Here is a 15001-nt window from a genome sequence, read left to right on the forward strand (position 1 = left end):
GGCGAGAGGAAGCGCTTCGCAGACGTTGTTCGAAATCTCGTACACATGAAGAGGGCTCTCGTGCGACGCATACGGCTCGTACTCGTACGCTCGTACGGAGGGGGGAGCGGTGGAGCTCAGCCCGCGTAGGGCTCGGGGACCTCGCCGTCGCGGGCCAGGAACGCGAAGTCGCAGCCGGTGTCGGCCTGGGTGATCTGCTCGTCGTACAGCGCGCCGTAGCCGCGCCCGAAGCGTGCGGGCGGCGGCGTCCACGCGGCCCGTCGCCGTGTCAACTCCTCTTCGGACACGTCGAGATGGAGCGAGCGCGCCTCGACGTCCAGGCTGATCAGGTCTCCCGTGCGGACGAGGGCGAGCGGCCCGCCCACATGCGACTCGGGCGCGATGTGCAGCACACATGTGCCGTACGACGTGCCGCTCATGCGTGCGTCGGAGAGGCGCACCATGTCGCGCACGCCCTGCTTGAGCAGGTGGTCGGGGATCGGGAGCATGCCGTACTCGGGCATGCCGGGACCGCCCCTGGGCCCCGAGCCGCGCAGCACGAGGACGTGGTCGGCGGTGATGCCGAGCGCCGGGTCGTTGATGGTGCGCTGCATCTGCTGGTAGTCGTCGAAGACGACCGCGGGGCCGGTGTGGCGCAGCAGACGGGGCTCGGCGGCGATGTGCTTGATGACGGCGCCGTCCGGGCAGAGGTTGCCGCGGAGCACCGCCACCCCGCCCTCGTCGGTCAGGGGCTTCGTGCGGGGCCGGATGACCTCGGGGTTGTGCACGGTGGCGCCCGCGAGCTGCTCGCGCAACGTGTCGTGGGCGACGGTGGGCCGGTCCAGATGGAGCACGTCGGTCAACTGGGCCAGGAACGCCGGGAGTCCGCCCGCGAAGTGGAAGTCCTCCATGAGGTACTGCCCGCCGGGCCGCAAGTTGGCGAGCACCGGCACGGTCCGCGCGATCCGGTCGAAGTCGTCGAGCGTGAGCCGTACGCCGCTGCGGCCCGCCATGGCGATCAGGTGGATCACGGCGTTGGTGGAGCCGCCGAGCGCGAGCACGGTGGCGACCGCGTCCTCGTACGCCTCCGGAGTGAGCAGCCGGGACAACTTCAGGTCCTGGTGGACGAGTTCGACGATCCGCATCCCGGACGCGGCCGCCATCCGGTCGTGCCCGGAGTCCACCGCGGGGATGGAGGAGGCACCGGGCATCGTCACCCCGAGCGCCTCGGCCGCCGCCGTCAGCGTGGACGCCGTACCCATGGTCATGCAGTGGCCGGGGGAGCGGGCCAACCCGCTCTCCAGTTCGGCCAGTTCGCAGTCACCGATGAGGCCGGCGCGCTTGTCGTCCCAGTACTTCCACATGTCGGTGCCGGAACCGAGCACCTCGTTGCGCCAGTGCCCCGGGAGCATGGGCCCGGCGGGTACGAAGACGGCCGGCAGGTCGGCGCTCGCGGCGCCCATGAGCAGGGCGGGCGTCGTCTTGTCGCAGCCCCCGAGCAGCACGGCGCCGTCCACGGGATACGACCGCAGCAGCTCCTCGGTCTCCATGGCGAGGAGGTTCCGGTAGAGCATCGGGGTCGGCTTCTGGAACGTCTCCGACAGCGTGGAGACGGGGAATTCGAGGGGGAAGCCGCCCGCCTGCCATACCCCGCGCTTCACGGCCTGGGCGCGGTCGCGCAGGTGGACGTGGCAGGGGTTGATGTCGGACCAGGTGTTCAGGACCGCGATGACGGGCTTGCCCAGATGCTCCTCGGGCAGATACCCGAGCTGCCGGGTGCGCGCCCGGTGGCTGAAGGACCGCAGCCCGTCCGTGCCGTACCACTGGTGGCTGCGCAGCTCGTCCGGCCTCATATCGCCCACGCCTTCACAAGCGCCGCTATCTCGTCGCGCCGCTCGACGGGCAGGACGCGGCTCGGCGGGCGCACCTCGCGGCGGCACAGACCGAGCGCGGCGAGAGCCTCCTTGACGACGGTGACGTTGTCCGCCGACTGGTCGGCGGCCCGCAGCTCCTCGAAGCGCCGGATCCGCTCCCAGACGTCCATGGCCGCCGGGTAATCGCCCGCCCGCAGGGCTTCGAGCATGCTCAGGGACACCTCGGGCGCGACATTGACCAGGCCCGACGTGAAGCCGGTGGCGCCGACGGCCCAGTACGCGGGCGCGTACAGCTCGGCGAGCCCCGCCACCCACACGAAGCGGTCGAGACCCGCGTCCCGTGCGAACGCGGCGAAGGCGGCGGCGTCTGGTGTCGCGTACTTCGCGCCGATCACATTGGGGCACAACTCCCCGAGATCCGCGAGGCGTTGACCCGTGAGGCGAGGATTGCGGATATAGGGGACGACGCCGAGCTCGGGCACGGCATCGGCGACAGTGCGGTGGTAGTCGACCCAGCCGTCCTGCGACACGTACGGATGCACCGGCTGATGGACCATCACCATGTGTGCCCCGGCGTCCCGCGCGTGCCGGGCGGCGGCGACCGCCGTCGGCAGGTCATGGCCGACGCCGACGAGCACGAAGGCGCCGCTGCGGCCCGCCTCCTCCATGGTCAACTCGGTTACCAGGCGCCGCTCTTCGGGGTCCAGCGCATAGAACTCGCCGGTATTGCCGTTCGGGGTGAGCGTGCGCACGCCGCCGTCCGTGAGACGCCTGACCAGGGTGCGGTAGGTGTCCCGCGCCACGGAGCCGTCCTCGGCGAACGGCGTCACGGGGATCGCGACCACATCGGCGAGCGCGGAACGCAGCGCGCCGAAGCGGGAGCCGGGGATCGGTCCGGTCATGAAAGCTCCCCCTCCGGGAACGCCCGCCGCACGAACGAGGCGATGTGGTCATGGAGTCCGCGCGCCGCCGCGTCGGCCTCCCCCGCGAGCGCGAGCCGCAGGATCTCCCGGTGCTCGGCGGCCTCCCGCTCCCAGGAGGGCAGCGTCGCCCAGGCGACGGCGGACACCAGGGCCGCCTGGTCGCGCACGTCGTCGAGCATCCGGGACAGCAGCGGATTGCCGCACGGGACGTACAGCGCGCGGTGGAACTCCCGGTTGGCCAGCGAGCGTTCGGCCGCGTCCACCGCCGTGTCCGCCCGCTCCAGGGCGTCGCGCGCCTCCTCCAGGAGAGCGCCGTTGCGGACCGTGCGCCGCAGAGCCTCCGGTTCGAGCAGCAGGCGTACGTCGTAGACCTCCTGCGCCATGGCCGCGTCCACCGTGCGCACGGTGGCGCCCTTGTACTGGCTCATGACGACGAGCCCGGTCCCGGCGAGTGTCTTGAGCGCCTCCCGTACGGGCGTCTTGGAGACCGCGAACTGGGCGGCGAGCTCGGTCTCGACGAGTGGCTGGCCGGGCGCCAACTGACCGGTGAGGATGCGGTGCTTGACCGCTTCGAGCACATATTGCGTGCGCGAGGGGATGGGGTGGGGCGCAAAGTTCATCGGTGCTCTCAGTCGTCGTGCGGTCGGTCGCCGGGCAGCCATCGCGTATCGCGTCTCATATATGACGTACGAAGTACGACGCGATGAAGCTAGGGCGCGGACCGGCCCGCGTCAACGTTTCGCGCAGGAAAACTCGTTCGACATATCGGAGTTGGGGTGCGCGGACTCGAAGCGCTTCGACCGTTCCTGCCCGAACCGTTGACGTACTCGGCCCGGCTCCCTACCTTGTCCCGGCAAGCGCTTTCCTAAAACGATTCAATCGCGTGACGGAGGACGAACTGTGCCGACGAATGGGGAAGTTGACAGGCGCGGCCTGTTGAAACTGGCCGGCGGCTCGTTGGCGGCCCTCGGACTGACCGCGGCGGGCTGCGGCGGCGGAAGCGGATCGGGGGACGGAACCGTCACCATCCGGTACGCGTGGTGGGGCTCCGACGACCGCGCCAAGCGGATCAACCGGACCATCGAGCTCTTCGAGAAGAAGTACCCGAAGATCAAGGTGAAGACGGACTTCCAGCCCTACCTCGACTTCTGGAAGAAGTTCAACACGCAGGCTTCCGGCGGCAATCCGCCCGACGTCTTCCAGAACGCGATCGGCTTCCTGCGCAAGTACGACCAGCGCAACGTCCTGCTCGACCTGCACGCACAGGCCAAGGCGGGCAACCTGCGCCTCGACGGTTTCCGCGCCGGACTCGACACGTTCGGCGAGGTCGACGGCAAGCTGCTCGGCGTCCCGGTCGGCTCCAACTCCATGGCCCTGGTGATCGACAAACCGGTCTTCGAGAAGGCCGGTGTCACCCCCAGGATGGGCTGGACCTGGGACGACTTCCACACGGCGATGGAGAAGATCCACAAGGGGGGCAGGGCGGGTGACAGCGGCCTCTACGGCGTCATGTACCTCTACGACCCCTACCTCCGACAGCGGGGCAAGGCCTTCTTCACCGAGGACGGCCTCGGCTTCGACGAGGCGGACCTCAAGGAGTGGTGGACCAAGGGGTATGCCGGGGTGAAGTCGGGGATCTACGCCGACCCGAAGAAGGTCGCCCAGATCAAGCCCAAGTCGGCCGTGGCCGCCGAGATCGCGGCCTCCGAGTTCACCTGGGACAACTTCACCGTCCGCTACTCCGCCGAGGGCAAGAGCAAGTACGGTCTCGCGCCGCTCCCGACCACCGACGGCAAGAAGACCGGTCAGTACCTCGGCTCCCTCATGCTCAGCGGCTCCAGGCGCACCCAGCACCCCAAGGAAGTCGCGCAGTTCATCGACTTCATGGTGCACGACCCCGAGGTCGCCAAGATCATGGGATACGACCGCGGGGTGCCCACCACGACCGCGCAGTACGAGGCGTACAAGCCGGCCGACGAGAAGGACAAGGTGATCGCCGAGGTCAACAAGGAGATCGCGGCGTACGAGGAGCAGCTCGTCGACGCCGGTGTCCTGGAGGACATCACACCGCACCCCGCGGGTGCGGACGTCTGCGAGGCGGCGTTCTTGCGCATCGCCGAGGAACTCGCCCTGGGGGAGCGGTCGGTGGACGAAGCGGTGAAGCAGTTCTTCACCGAGTGCAAGACCGCGCTCGGTTCCTGATGGGCGGCACGACAGCGCCCCCGCAGACATCCCTGGCCCCGGCCGGGCCCGGGAGACCGAGGCCGCCGCGCGGCACGCGCCTCCCCGACGCGGCCCGGCGCCGACGGCGGGGCGAGAACATCGCCGGGTTCCTCTTCATGTCGCCGTGGCTCGCGGGCTTCCTGCTGCTCACGGCCGGGCCGATGGTCGCCTCGCTCTACTTCGCGTTCACCGACTACAACCTCTTCGACGCCCCCAAGTGGATCGGCCTCGACAACTTCACCGAGATGTTCGGTGACCCGCGCTGGCGCAAGTCGGTGGAAGTGACGCTCTGGTACGTCGTCGTGGGAACCCCGCTCAAGCTGGCCGCGGCCCTCGGCGTGGCGCTGCTGCTCAACCAGAAGCGGCGCGGACAGGCCTTCTACCGGGCCGCGTTCTACGCGCCGTCCCTGATCGGCGCCAGCGTCTCGATCGCCGTCGTCTGGAAGGCGATCTTCTCCGACGACGCCATCGTCGACCGGACGCAACGGGCGATCTTCGGCATGGACGTCGGCGGCTGGACCGGCGACCCGCAGTGGATCATCTACAGTCTGATCGCGCTCACCGTCTGGCAGTTCGGCGCACCCATGGTCATCTTCCTGGCCGGTCTGAAACAGGTGCCGCGCGAGCTGTACGAGGCGGCGGAGGTCGACGGCGCGGGCACCTGGCGGCGGTTCTGGAACATCACGCTGCCGATGATCTCCCCGGTCCTCTTCTTCAACGTCCTCCTGGAGACCATCCACTCCTTCCAGATCTTCGCCTCGGCGTACATCGTCGGCGGCGGTGCGGGCGGCAACGCCTGCGGTCCGGCCGACGGATCGCTCGTCTATACCTGCTATCTCTACGTCCAGGGCTTCGAGAACAGCCGGATGGGCCTCGCCTCCGCCATGGCCTGGATGCTGCTGCTCGCGGTGGCACTGGTGACGGCGGTCCTCTTCTGGTCCCAGAAGCGCTGGGTGCACTACGAGGAGGCATCCCGATGAGCAGCGCAGCACGCGGCCCTCACACCAGCCCGCCCACCCGTGGCCGACGCCGCGGGGCCGGTTCACTGGCCTGGCACATCGGCTCCCTGGCGGTCCTCGCCGTGGTCCTCTACCCCGTGATCTGGGCGATCGGCGGCTCCTTCAAGCCGAACGACGAGATCGTCGGAAGCCTCGACCTCTTCCCGGCCGACCCCATCGTCGCCAACTACGCCGGACTCGCCGACGGCATCGCCGACATCTCCATTTCCACCTTCTTCGCCAACTCCCTCTTCCTGGCGCTCGGTTCGGTGCTGGGGGTGCTGATCTCCTGCTCCCTCGCGGGGTACGCCTTCGCGCGGATCAGGTTCGCGGGCCGCAACCTCCTGTTCGCGCTGATGATCGGCACCCTGCTGCTTCCGTACCACGTGCTCCTGATCCCGCAGTACGTCCTGTTCCAGAAGATGGGTCTGATCAACACCTATACGCCGCTGCTGCTCGGCAAGTACCTGGCGGTCGACGCCTTCTTCGTCTTCCTCATGGTGCAGTTCATGCGGAACCTGCCCAAGGAACTCGACGAGGCGGCGCGGCTCGACGGCTGCGGGCACCTGCGGATCTACTGGTCGATCGTGCTTCCGCTGTGCAGGCCGGCGCTGATCACCAGCGCGATCTTCACCTTCATCAACTCCTGGAACGACTTCATGGGACCGCTGATCTATCTCAACGACCCCTCGAAGTACACCGTCTCGCTCGGCCTGAAGATGTTCGTCGACCAGGAGGGCCTGGCCAACTATGGCGGCATGATCGCCATGTCCCTCGTCGCGCTGCTGCCCGTCCTCGCGTTCTTCCTGGCCTTCCAGCGGTACCTGATCGACGGTATGGCGACCTCCGGTCTGAAGGGCTGAGGCCGCGTGAGCGCGCGCGGCAAATCCGTTTTCATGGACCGCTACGGCGCCTTCGCCGAATGCCTGCTGACCGGGGTGTGGATCGCACTCGCCGCCCTGCCCCTGGTCACCCTGCCCGCGGCCTTCGCGGCGGGGTCCCGCCACCTGGACCGGCACCTCTCCCAGGAGACCTCCGGCTGGCGGGAGTTCACCGCCGATCTGCGGGCGGCGGTACGGCGCGGCTGGCTGGTGGGCCTCGGAGGCTGGGCGGCGCTGGCCCTGCTCCTCGCCGACATCGCGTTCGTACGGGCGGGGCTTCCCGGCGGCACGTTCGTCGGCGCGGTCGGGGTGCTCGCCCTGTTCGTCCTGGTCGTCGCCGGGCTGCGGGCGGCCGCCGTCTGGCGGCCCGGCGCGTCGTGGCGCGCGCTCCTGGCCGCGTCGGTGCGCCGCACGCTGCGCGATCCCGCCGGTTCCCTGGTGATCGTGTGCGGGTTCGCCGTGGTCGTGGCGTCCGCGTGGTTCGCCTTGCCGCTCGCGGCGCCCGCCCTGGGGATGGTCGCGGCGGCGGCACTGGCCGTCGAACGGCGCGGCGTGACGGCCTGACGCCGGCACACCTGATGCCGGTGCCGCCTGCACTGCGCCTCTCGTTCTGTCATGCCCCTTACACCCACCATGTCCGCGCCCATGCAATGGAAAGGATCAAGATGCCTCCGATCCCCCGCAGGTCCCTGTTCAAGGCCGCCGCCGTGGCCGGTGCCGCCGCACAGTTCAGCTGGGTGCTCGGCCGCCGTGACGCCGAAGCGGCTCCCCGTGCGGCGGCGGACGACGGCCCCGTCGGCATCGGCTGGCTGGAGAAGGGCGGGCTCGGCGCCGCACCAGGGTCCACCTTCGGCGTCCCCTGGCCCAAGGGAGCCCACCCCGCCGGGCAGGAGTTCGCCCTCACCACCGCAGACGGCAAGGACGTCCCCGTACAGACCTGGACCACCGCCCACTGGCCCGACGGCTCGGTGAAGTGGACCGCACACGCGGTGGGACCCTATGCCGCGGGCACCGAGGAGTTCCGCCTCAGTGCGGGGAACCCCGCCGGCCCCGGCAAGGGCAAGAAGGTCGCTGTCACCGAGACCCGCAAAGCCGTCACCGTCGACACCGGCGTCGTCAAGGCCGTCATCGCCAAGGGCGGCGAGCGGCTCGTCGAGTCCGTCACCCGCGACGGCGTGAGGATCGCCGCCGACGGGAAGCTCGTGCTGCTCCGCCAGGGCGACCTCGACGACGGCGACCACGGCAACGCCAAGTGGGAACGGTTCGACGGTGAGATCAGCGGCGCGAAGGTCGAGCAGGACGGGCCGGTGCGCGCCGTGGTCCGCATCGACGGCAAGCACCGCAAGGGAAGCCGCAGCTGGCTGCCCTTCAGCGTGCGCCTCTACTTCTACGCGGGCGCCGACTCCTTCCGCATGGTGCACACCATCACCTACGACGGCGACGCGGAGAAGGACTTCATCCGCGGTCTCGGGGTCCGGTTCAGCGTGCCGATGCGCGACGCGGCGTACGACCGGCACATCCGTATCGCCGGCGAGGGCAAGGGATTCCTGACCGAGGCGGTCAAGGGCATCACCGGCCTTCGCCGCGACCCGGGCGCCGCGATCCGCACCGCCCAGGTCAAGGGCGAGAAGCTGCCGGACCCGGCTACCTGGGACCAGCGGGTCACCACCCGGCTGCAGTACATCCCCACCTGGGGGGACTACACCCTCGCCCAGCTCTCCGCCGACGGCTTCACCCTGCGCAAGCGGACCAAGCCGGGGCACACCTGGATCACGGCAGGCGGCGGCGGCCGGGCGACCGGATTCGGGTACGTCGGCGGGGCCGGCGGCGGGTTCTCCTTCGGCCTTCGCGACTTCTGGGAGACGCATCCCGCACAGCTCGACATCCGGGGCGCCGCCGGTGACACGGCCGAGGTCACGCTCTGGCTCTGGTCGCCGGAGGCCCAGCCGATGGACCTGCGCACGTACCACGACGGCATGGGACAGGACACCTACCCCGAGCAGATCGAGGGCCTCAACATCACCTACGAGGACTACGAACCGGGCTTCGGGACGCCGTACGGCATCGCCCGCACGAGCGAGCTGATGTTCTGGGCGAACGCCTCCACCCCGACCGCCGCCACCCTCGTCGACCAGGCCGCCGCCGTCCGCACCCCGCCCCAACTGGCAGCCGAACCCGCCCATGTGGTGCGGGCGGGCGTCTTCGGTGGTCTCTTCTCGCCCGTCGACCGCTCCACGCCCGCCAGGGCGACGATCGAGGACCACCTCGACTTCCTCTTCGCCTACTACAAGGACCAGGCCGAACAGCGCCGCTGGTACGGCTTCTGGGACTACGGCGACATCATGCACACCTACGACGAGGACCGGCACCAGTGGCGGTACGACGTCGGCGGTTACGCCTGGGACAACTCCGAGCTCTCGCCCGACCTGTGGCTGTGGTACGCCTATCTGCGCTCGGGCCGCGCCGACATCTTCCGCTTCGCCGAGGCCATGACCCGCCACACCGGCGAGGTCGACTCCTACCACCTCGGAAAATGGGCGGGCCTCGGCACCCGGCACGGCGTGCAGCACTTCGCGGACAGCGCCAAGCAGCAGCGGATCTCCACGGCCGTCTACCGCCGTCCCTACTACTTCCTCACCGCCGACGAGCGCGTCGGCGACCTGATGCACGCCCTGGTCGACTCCGACGAGACCTTCCTCGTCCTCGACCCCTTGCGCAAGATCCGCACCGAGCCGTACGAGCCCGACCGCAACGCCCTGTCCATCGGCTTCGGCACCGACTGGAGCGGCCTCGCCGCGGCCTGGCTCACCGAATGGGAGCGCGGCGGCCCCAAGGCGGCCAAGGCCGAGGCCCGCCTGCGCTCCACCATGGAGACCATCGCCGCCCAGCCCAACGGCTTCGTCCAGGGCAGCGGCCTGTACGACCTGGACACCGGAAAGTTCGCGGTGGCCGCCGAGCCCGCCGTGAACGTCTCCCACCTCTCCGCGATGTTCGGCCTGGTCGAGATGTGCGCCGAGCTCATCGGCCTCGTCGACCAGCCGAAGTTCGAGGAGGCGTGGCTGGACTACTGCCGCTACTTCAACGCCACCAAGGCGGAGCAGAAGGAGCGCTACGGCAAGGACTTCGGCAGCCTGCTGCTCTTCCAGGGGCACTCCCGCCAGGACGCCTACGCCGCCGCCCGGTCGAAGGACGAGAAGCTCGCGGCGCGCGCCTGGCGGAAGTTCCACGACAGCGACGGCTACACCAGGACGATGAGCTGGGCGACGACGGACCTGGAGGGCCCGGCCGCACTGGAGCCCGGCTACGAGAACCGGCGGATCAACACCAACGAGACCGCGCTCTTCGGGCTCGCCGCCATCCAGAACCTCGCCCTGGTCGGCGACGAGCTGCCCGGCTAACCGCCCGACACGGTCAGGGAGTTGGTGGTGAAGTCCAGGCCTCCGGCCGCGCCGCTGATCTCGTAGCCGAACTGCACGTCGCCGATGGTCTCGTTGCCCATCCAGCCCTTGGTGTTCTTGATCCACTTGAGGATCGGGAGGATGTCGACCGTCCCGGCCGAGGAGTCGGAGGTGCGCAGGAACGAGAAGACCTCGTTGGCGCCGTTGGTGCCCTTGTAGACCGCCCAGGTGTGGCCGCCGAGGCTGACGGTGCCCTGGGCGGTGCCGAGGGGACCGACGTTCCCGTTGTAGTTGACCCAGAGCATGATCTCGTAGTCGTGGTCGGTGTCCCAGATGTCGTACGAGGAGTTGTGGTCGCCCGCCGACGGCACCTTGACGTCGTATGAGCTCTTCAGCGAGGACAGCGAGTCGACCGGCTTGCCGATGACCTTCGTGGAGTTGGGGTAGGACTTGATCCCGCTGGTGTCGGGGTGGTTGGCGTGCACGCTCCACTTCGTGCCGGAGTCCGCCGAGATGCACTGGCTGCCCGCTCCGGAGCCCCAGATGTTGTTGTAGAGGGTGTAGCCGTTCAGGGAGGTGTTGCCCCACTGGTCGCAGGAGCTCCAGACGGCGGCCTGCGCGGGGGCGGATGCGAGGCCGAGCGCCGCGCCCGCCGCCAGGGCGGGGGCGAGCAGCAGGCGGGTCAGGGTGCGGCGGGGGTGTCGTGTCATGTGTCGTCTCCAGGGTGGGGGGAGGGGTGCCGCGGACCCGGGGTGGGCCCGCGGTCGTCGGTGGCGTGGCGCAGCACGGCCACACCGTGGCGGCCGAGGGTGATCGCACCCTCGACCGATGTGCCGGTCAGCAGATCGAGGTGCCTGCCCGGTACGGGCACGGTCACCTGCTCGCGGCCGTGGTGCAGGAGGAACAGCAGAGCGCCGCGGCGTACGGCCTCCACTCCGCGGGGGAGGCCTGCGAGCGGAGGCCGTACGCCTGCTTCGGCGGCCACGCGCGCGAGGAGGTCGCGCAGGGCCCCGGGCTCGGGGAGCGTGGACAGGTACCAGGAGCGGTCGCGGCGCAGCAGCGCGGGCAGCCCGTCGAGCTCGCCGCCCCGGTAGGCGGCGACCGTCTCGGCACTGTCGTCGGCCTGCAGCTCCTCCGACCAGAGCGTGCCGGTGAACTCCCCGCAGTCCACGTGCTCCCCGGCCTCCAGCGGCCACCACTCGTGCACGGTGCGGATGCCGAACAGCGCGCGCAGCCGGGCATCCATGCCGCCGGGCCGCACCCGGTCGTCCGCGTCGGCCACTCCGGTGAGGAAACCGCAGACGAGGGTGCCCCCGTCGCGCACGTACGACAGGAGGTTGTCGATCGCGGCGTCGGTGAGGAGGTAGAGGTGCGGGACGGCGACCATGCGGTACGGGGACAGGTCGTGCTCCGGGTGGGCGAAGTCGACGGCGGTGTTCGCCTCCCACAGGGCGCGGTGCCAGGCGCCGAGCACCTCCGCGTGGTCGACCAGGGCGGAGGGCTGGCCCTCCTGCCCGCTCGCCCACCAGGAGTCCCAGTCGTGCAGGACGGCCACATCGGCCGTGACGCGGGTGCCCGTGATCTCGGGCCCCACCAGCGCCAGCTCGGCGCCCAGCTCCTTGACCTCCTGGAAGGTGCGGCCCTGTTCCCCCGCGTGGCTCAGCATCCCGGAGTGGAACTTCTCCGCGCCCTGCCGGGACTGGCGCCACTGGAAGTAGCAGACGGCGTCCGCGCCGCGCGCCACCGCCTGCCAGGACCAGAGGCGGTTCAGGCCGCGCGGCTTGGGGTGGTTCACGCCGCGCCAGTTGACCGGCCCCGCCGCCTGCTCCATCAGCATCCATGGGCCGCCGCGCGCCTGGGAACGCGTCATGTCCTGTACCAGGGCGCCCTGTTGGGCCCCGAGCGGATCCCTCGGGTCGGGGTAGAGGTCGACGGAGACGACGTCCTCCTGCGCGGCCCACATCCACGCGTCCTGCCCCGGCCACAGCGGCATGAAGTTGGTGGTGACCGGCACGTGCGGGCTGTGCGCCGTGACGATGTCCCGCTCGGCGCGGAAGCACTCCAGCAGGGCGTCGGAGGTGAAGCGCTTGAAGTCGAGTACCTGGGCGGGGTTCTTCAGATAGTGGGCGCGCCGGGGCGGCAGGATCTCCGTCCAGTTGTCGTAGCACTGCCCCCAGAAGGCGGTCCCCCAGGCCGAGTTGAGCGCGCCGATCGAGGGGTACTTCGCCCGGAGCCAGCGGCGGAACGCGACCGCGGCCTCGTCACCCCAGTCGTAGGTGCAGTACTCGTTGTTGATGTGCCACATCGTGAGCGCGGGGTGGTGCGCGTACCGGGCCGCCAGATCCTCGGTGATGGCGGCGGCGAACCCGCGGTAGACGGCACTGGAGTGCGCGAAGTGCTGGCGCGAGCCCCACCACTCCACCTGCCCGTTCTCGTCCCGTGGCAGCGTCTCCGGGTGCAGTCGCCCCAGCCAGGGCGGGGGAGCGGAGGTCGGTGTGGCCAGGACGACACCGATGCCGTGCTCGTGCAGCAGATCAAGGAGCCGGTCCAGCCAGCCGAACTCCCGCTCTCCCGGGCGAGGTTCGAGCCGCGCCCAGGAGAAGACCCCGACGGTGACGGAGTTGACCGATGCCTCGCGCATCAGGCGTACGTCGTCGAGCCAGACCTCCTCGGGCCACTGCTCGGGGTTGTAGTCGCCGCCGAACAGGATCCGGCCGCGGGTGGTGTCGTCGAGGGAAGGCATCGGTGGGGTCAGCCCTTCACTGCGCCGGTGAGCATGCCCTGCTTGAAATGCCGCTGCACGAACGGCGAGAGGACGGCGACCGGCAGGAGCGCGAGGACCATCACGGCCATCTGGATGGCCAGCGGCGACAGATGCCCGGTGTTGATCGCCTGGGCCAGGCCCGTCGGCTTCTGCTGTTTGATCACCAGCTGCTGCATGACGTTCTGCAGCGGCATCATGTCCGGATCGCTGAGGTAGATGGACGCGTTGAACCACGCGCTCCAGTAGCCCACCGCGTAGAAGAGGGTGATGACCGCGATCACCGCGCGGGAGAGGGGCATCACGATCCGCCACAGGATGCGCAGGTCGCCGGCCCCGTCGATGCGGGCGCTCTCGATCAGTTCCTGTGCCGTGCCCATGAAGAACGCCCGCAGGACGAGGATGTTGAAGACGTTCAGGGCGCTCGGCAGGATCAGCGACAGATAGGTGTCCGTGAGGCCGATGCCCTGCACCACCAGGTAGGTGGGGATGAGCCCGGCGCCGAAGAACATCGTGGCGACGATCACCAGCAGGATCGGGCGGTGCAGGACCGACCCGGGCCGCGAGAGACCGTATGCGCACAGGACGGACACCACCATGCTGAAGAGCGTGCCGACGACCGTGACGCCCACGCTGACCAGCGTGGCCCGCGACACCTGGCCGCCGCCGAGCAGCTCCTGGTAGTGGACGAAGGTGACGCCCCGGGGGATCACCACCAGGCCGCCCGTCTTGGTGATGGTGGCGACCGAGGAGAGGCTGGTGACGACCACCACCCACACCGGAAAGACGACCGCCAGACAGACCAGGGTCAGGGCCACGCCCTTGGTCGCGAGTCCCGCCCGGGTCGGGGGCTCCTCCCACACCGGGCGCAGGCCGGTGCGGCTGCCCGGCCTGATGCCGAAGCTGAGCAGGCCCGGCGCTCGTGCGTCACTTGGCTTCATCGCTTGTACACCCCCTGCTCGCCCATGAGGTGGGCGGCCTTGTTGGCGCCGAGCACCATCAGGAGGCCGAAGACGCCCTTGACGATGCCGATCGCGGCGCCGTAGCCGAAGTTGCCGTTGTCCAGGCCGGTGTTCCACACATAGGTGTCAAGGACCTCGGAGGCCGTGGGGCCCACGGCGGTCCGCTGGAGCAGGATCTGTTCGAAGCCGACCGTGAGTGCGTTGCCGACCTGGAGCACGAGGAGCAGAGCCACCACCGGACGCAGCGCGGGAAGCTGGATGTGCCACATGCGGCGCCAGCGGTTCGCGCCGTCCATCGCCGAGGCCTCGTACAGGTCCGGGCTGACGGCGGCGAGCGCGGCGAGGAAGACGATGACGCCCCAGCCCGCGTCCTTCCAGACCATCTCGAAGGTGACCAGGAACTTGAACAGGCCCGGGTCGGTCATCAGGTCGAAGCCCTCGTGCCCCTGGTCCCGCAGGACCTGCGCGACGAGCCCCGCCCCGCCGAACATCTGCTGGAAGACCGTGATGACGAGGACCCAGGAGAAGAAGTGCGGCAGATAGAGGATCGCCTGCGCGACCGCCCGCACCCGGGGACGCACGAAGCTGTTGATGAACAGCGCGAGCGCGATCGGCAGGGGGAAGAACAGCGTCAGCTGGATCGCGAAGATCGCGAACGTGTTCCTGACCGCCTGCCAGAACAGCCGGTCCTCGGCCATGTGCCGGAAGTGCTCGACGCCGATCCAGGGGCTCTGCGTCATCGCCTGGAACGCGTTGTCGGCGATGTAGGGGTCGTAGTCCTGGAAGGCGACGACGTTGCCGATCAGCGGCACGTAGTTGAAGACGAGGAGGAGCAGCAGTGCGGGCAGCACCATCAGGAGCAGGACGCGGTCGCGGCGAAGACGGTGCCGCAGCGGGACGCGGGCCGCGGCCTTCTTCGTACGGGGCGCGGGGGCGGCGGGTGCTGCGGGCGGTGCTGTCCGCGAGGCGGTGTCGCGCGCGTGAGTCGTGCTCTGGGCCATG

At 69.7% G+C, this 15001-nt stretch carries 12 protein-coding genes; 5 read left to right on the forward strand and 7 right to left on the reverse strand.

The window, feature by feature from the left end:
* Nucleotides 1-116: 116 nt before the first annotated feature.
* Genes araD through OG302_RS36940 form a run of 3 tightly spaced genes read right to left on the reverse strand, consistent with a single transcriptional unit; the run spans nucleotide 117 to nucleotide 3396 of the window.
* Complete coding sequence (gene araD, locus OG302_RS36930; protein ID WP_371530764.1) at nucleotides 117-1832, reverse strand: L-arabinonate dehydratase; 1716 nt, start codon at nucleotides 1830-1832, stop codon at nucleotides 117-119.
* Nucleotides 1829-2755, reverse strand: coding sequence for a dihydrodipicolinate synthase family protein (locus OG302_RS36935; protein WP_371530765.1), 927 nt, complete (start codon nucleotides 2753-2755; stop codon nucleotides 1829-1831). Before OG302_RS36935 ends, araD begins: the two co-directional genes overlap by 4 nt.
* Nucleotides 2752-3396 carry a GntR family transcriptional regulator gene (locus OG302_RS36940; RefSeq protein WP_371530766.1) on the reverse strand — a complete coding sequence of 215 codons (645 nt, stop codon included), beginning with the start codon at nucleotides 3394-3396 and terminating at the stop codon, nucleotides 2752-2754. Before OG302_RS36940 ends, OG302_RS36935 begins: the two co-directional genes overlap by 4 nt.
* A 280-nt stretch (nucleotides 3397-3676) precedes the next feature.
* Here OG302_RS36940 and OG302_RS36945 point away from each other — a divergent pair, with 280 nt between their 5' ends.
* From OG302_RS36945 to OG302_RS36965, 5 genes are all read left to right on the forward strand, one after another.
* Entirely contained in the window at nucleotides 3677-4978 is a 1302-nt protein-coding gene (locus tag OG302_RS36945) for an ABC transporter substrate-binding protein (protein ID WP_371530767.1), read from the forward strand.
* Entirely contained in the window at nucleotides 4978-5979 is a 1002-nt protein-coding gene (locus tag OG302_RS36950; protein ID WP_371750346.1) for a carbohydrate ABC transporter permease, read from the forward strand. Before OG302_RS36945 ends, OG302_RS36950 begins: the two co-directional genes overlap by 1 nt.
* Entirely contained in the window at nucleotides 5976-6860 is an 885-nt protein-coding gene (locus OG302_RS36955) for a carbohydrate ABC transporter permease (protein WP_371530768.1), read from the forward strand. Before OG302_RS36950 ends, OG302_RS36955 begins: the two co-directional genes overlap by 4 nt.
* 33 nt (nucleotides 6861-6893) lie before the next feature.
* Nucleotides 6894-7442, forward strand: a complete 549-nt coding sequence (locus OG302_RS36960; RefSeq protein WP_371750347.1) for a hypothetical protein — start codon at nucleotides 6894-6896, stop codon at nucleotides 7440-7442.
* Between the two features lie 101 nt (nucleotides 7443-7543).
* Complete coding sequence (locus tag OG302_RS36965; RefSeq protein WP_371530769.1) at nucleotides 7544-10276, forward strand: Tat pathway signal sequence domain protein; 2733 nt, start codon at nucleotides 7544-7546, stop codon at nucleotides 10274-10276.
* Here the strand turns inward: OG302_RS36965 and OG302_RS36970 are convergent.
* From OG302_RS36970 to OG302_RS36985, 4 genes are read right to left on the reverse strand one after another with little or no spacing between them, the layout of a single operon-like run.
* Nucleotides 10273-10986 (reverse strand): hypothetical protein, encoded by a 714-nt coding sequence (locus tag OG302_RS36970; RefSeq protein ID WP_371530770.1) that lies wholly within the window; start codon nucleotides 10984-10986, stop codon nucleotides 10273-10275. The genes OG302_RS36965 and OG302_RS36970 overlap by 4 nt on opposite strands.
* On the reverse strand, nucleotides 10983-13019 hold the full coding sequence (locus tag OG302_RS36975; RefSeq protein ID WP_371530771.1) for a beta-galactosidase: 2037 nt from the start codon (nucleotides 13017-13019) through the stop codon (nucleotides 10983-10985). The genes OG302_RS36970 and OG302_RS36975 overlap by 4 nt, the downstream gene beginning before the upstream one ends.
* An 8-nt stretch (nucleotides 13020-13027) precedes the next feature.
* Nucleotides 13028-13978: a carbohydrate ABC transporter permease gene (locus OG302_RS36980; RefSeq protein WP_371530772.1), complete on the reverse strand. Its 951-nt coding sequence runs from the start codon at nucleotides 13976-13978 to the stop codon at nucleotides 13028-13030.
* Nucleotides 13975-15000 (reverse strand): ABC transporter permease, encoded by a 1026-nt coding sequence (locus OG302_RS36985; protein ID WP_371530773.1) that lies wholly within the window; start codon nucleotides 14998-15000, stop codon nucleotides 13975-13977. The genes OG302_RS36980 and OG302_RS36985 overlap by 4 nt, the downstream gene beginning before the upstream one ends.
* Nucleotide 15001: the final 1 nt, after the last annotated feature.

The sequence above is a fragment of the Streptomyces sp. NBC_01283 genome, from assembly GCF_041435335.1.
In the GTDB taxonomy this organism is placed as follows: Bacteria; Actinomycetota; Actinomycetes; order Streptomycetales; family Streptomycetaceae; genus Streptomyces.